Source organism: Ideonella sp. P3_A4, assembly GCF_056403075.1.
In genome coordinates this window covers 1-2,559 of record NZ_JBFUGE010000768.1, presented here as the reverse complement: position 1 = coordinate 2,559, position 2,559 = coordinate 1, and the positions used below count along the sequence as shown (strand labels likewise).

The following is a 2,559-nucleotide window of genomic DNA, read 5'->3' as shown; positions in this document are numbered from 1 at the left end:
GTCAGGGACTGCCCGCAAGCCGTGGGTCACCAAAAGGGCGCCGGGGAACCACGCCGCCGCAGGCTTCGCCGGTCGTCTGATTTGACCGGGCGCAAGTCTTGCCCACCCATTGGCGCGCATAAACGAACCCTGAACAATTCAACCGCCGGAGGGAACGATGGAAGACCTGTTGCTGCCACCCAAAAGGGTTCAGGTGGGTCCGCATGCGCTCGACGGCGACCTGGTCGTTCCGCCGCAGGCCCGCGGCCTGGTGGTCTTCGCGCCCGGCACACGCCGCAACCCGCACCACCAGCAGGTGGCGCAGGCGCTGCACGAGTGCGATCTGGGCACCCTGCTGTTCGATCTCGGGCCTGCCCCAGACGGAAGCGAGGACAGCATGCTCGCCGGCGAACGATTGCTGGAGGCCATCGATTGGCTGGACCGCCGCCCAGCGCTGGCCACCCTGCCACTCGGTTTGCTCGGCATCGACACCGGCGCTGCAGCGGCGCTGATCGCCGCGGCCAAACGGCCGCAGCGCGTCGGCGCCGTCGTGTCGTGCGGCGGGCGGCTTGAGCCGGCGATGCAGACGCTGTCGAAAGTCACCGCACCCACGCTGTTGATCGTCGGCAGTGCCGACACCGAGGCGCTCGCGGTGAACCGCAAGGCACAGGCCCGCCTGCCCGACCCGGGCGAACTCATCGTGATGCCGCGCACCCGCCACCTGTTCGAGCAGGCCGGCGCGCGGGACCGCGTCTGCGAGCTGGTCTGCCAGTGGTTCACCCAGCGCCTGCCGGCCCGCGTCAAGCGCAACGCCAACCCATGACCGCCGTGGTCGTGCCCGTGCGCCCAGCCGCTGCGTCTTCGCTGGCCGCTTGAAGGTCGTGCACGAATAGCCTCCGGATGGTCGCTGGGGGCAAGCGCCGCCGCTCGGCGCGCGCGTTGAGCCTGTGACGCTACGGAGCACCTCCTTCGTCCCAAGCTGAGACAGCCGCCGCCGGTCCCTGCGCGCCCTCTCAGTACAACCCCCGAGAAAACACGCCCTTTTGGCGGCCTGGCGCCACGGGAGCGGCGTCTCGATGACCTGGCACGCGTTTGGCGATGCAGTTCGGGCAGCCCCACTTGCCCCGACCGCTGCGCCACGCAGGGGCTTTTCTTTCACCCGCTCCCAGGAGACACGCATGGACATGCTCGAACCCGGCCGCTTCGGCTTCCCCGTTCCCTTCAAGAAGCGCTACGCCAACTTCATCAATGGCCAGTGGGTCGCACCCTCGACCAACGAATACTTCGAGAACATCACGCCAGTGACCGGCAAGGTGTTCTGCGAGATCCCGCGCTCGAACGCGGCCGACGTCGAGCGCGCGCTCGACGCCGCCCACGCTGCCAAGGCCGCCTGGGGCAAGACCTCGCCGGCCGAGCGCGCCAACGTGCTGAACCGCATCGCCGACCGGATGGAGCAGAACCTGGAGCTGCTGGCCACCGCCGAGACCTGGGACAACGGCAAGCCGATCCGCGAGACGATGGCCGCCGACCTGCCGCTGGCGGTTGACCACTTCCGCTACTTCGCCTCGTGCATCCGCGCGCAGGAAGGCGGTATCAGCGAGGTCGACAACCAGACCTACGCCTACCACTTCCACGAGCCGCTGGGCGTCGTCGGCCAGATCATCCCGTGGAACTTCCCGCTGCTGATGGCGGTGTGGAAGCTGGCCCCCGCGCTGGCCGCTGGCAACTGCGTGGTGCTCAAGCCCGCCGAGCAGACGCCGGCGTCGATCCTGGTGCTGATGGAGCTGATCGGCGACCTGCTGCCGCCCGGCGTGTTGAACGTGGTCAACGGCTTCGGGCTCGAAGCCGGCAAGCCGCTGGCGTCCAGCAACCGCATCGCCAAGATCGCCTTCACCGGCGAGACGACGACCGGCCGGCTGATCATGCAGTACGCCAGCCAGAACCTGATCCCGGTCACGTTGGAACTCGGCGGCAAGTCGCCCAACATCTTCTTCCCCGACGTACTGGCCAAGGACGACGGTTTCCTCGACAAGGCGATCGAGGGCTTCGTGCTATTCGCGCTGAACCAGGGCGAGGTCTGCACCTGCCCGTCGCGTGCGCTGATCCACGAGTCGATCTACGACCAGTTCATGGATCGGGCCCTGAAGCGCGTGGCCGCCATCAAGCAAGGCAACCCGCTGGACAAGAGCACGATGATCGGCGCGCAGGCCTCGAGCGAGCAGCTGGAAAAGATCATCAGCTACCTCGACCTCGGCAAGCAGGAAGGCGCGCAGTGCCTGATCGGCGGCGAGCGCAACATGCTGCAAGGTGACCTCGAAGGCGGCTACTACATCAAGCCGACAGTCTTCAAGGGCCACAACAAGATGCGCATCTTCCAGGAAGAGATCTTCGGCCCGGTCGTCTCGGTGACCACCTTCAAGGACGAGGAAGAAGCGCTGTCCATCGCCAACGACACGCTCTACGGCCTGGGCGCCGGCGTGTGGAGCCGCGACATGAACACCGCCTTCCGCATGGGCCGCGGCATCCAGGCCGGCAGGGTCTGGACCAACTGCTACCACGCCTACCCGGCGCACGCAGCGT

2 protein-coding genes are annotated in these 2,559 nt (G+C 67.4%); both read left to right on the top strand.

What is annotated here, in order from left to right; genetic code table 11:
• The first annotated feature begins 157 nt into the window (after window positions 1-157).
• Window positions 158-802 carry a dienelactone hydrolase family protein gene (locus AC1DYI_RS32425; RefSeq protein WP_477208227.1) on the top strand — a complete coding sequence of 215 codons (645 nt, stop codon included), beginning with the start codon at window positions 158-160 and terminating at the stop codon, window positions 800-802.
• A 355-nt stretch (window positions 803-1,157) separates the two neighbouring features.
• A partial coding sequence (gene adh, locus AC1DYI_RS32420; protein WP_477208226.1) for an aldehyde dehydrogenase occupies window positions 1,158-2,559 on the top strand: 1,402 nt, incomplete at its 3' end.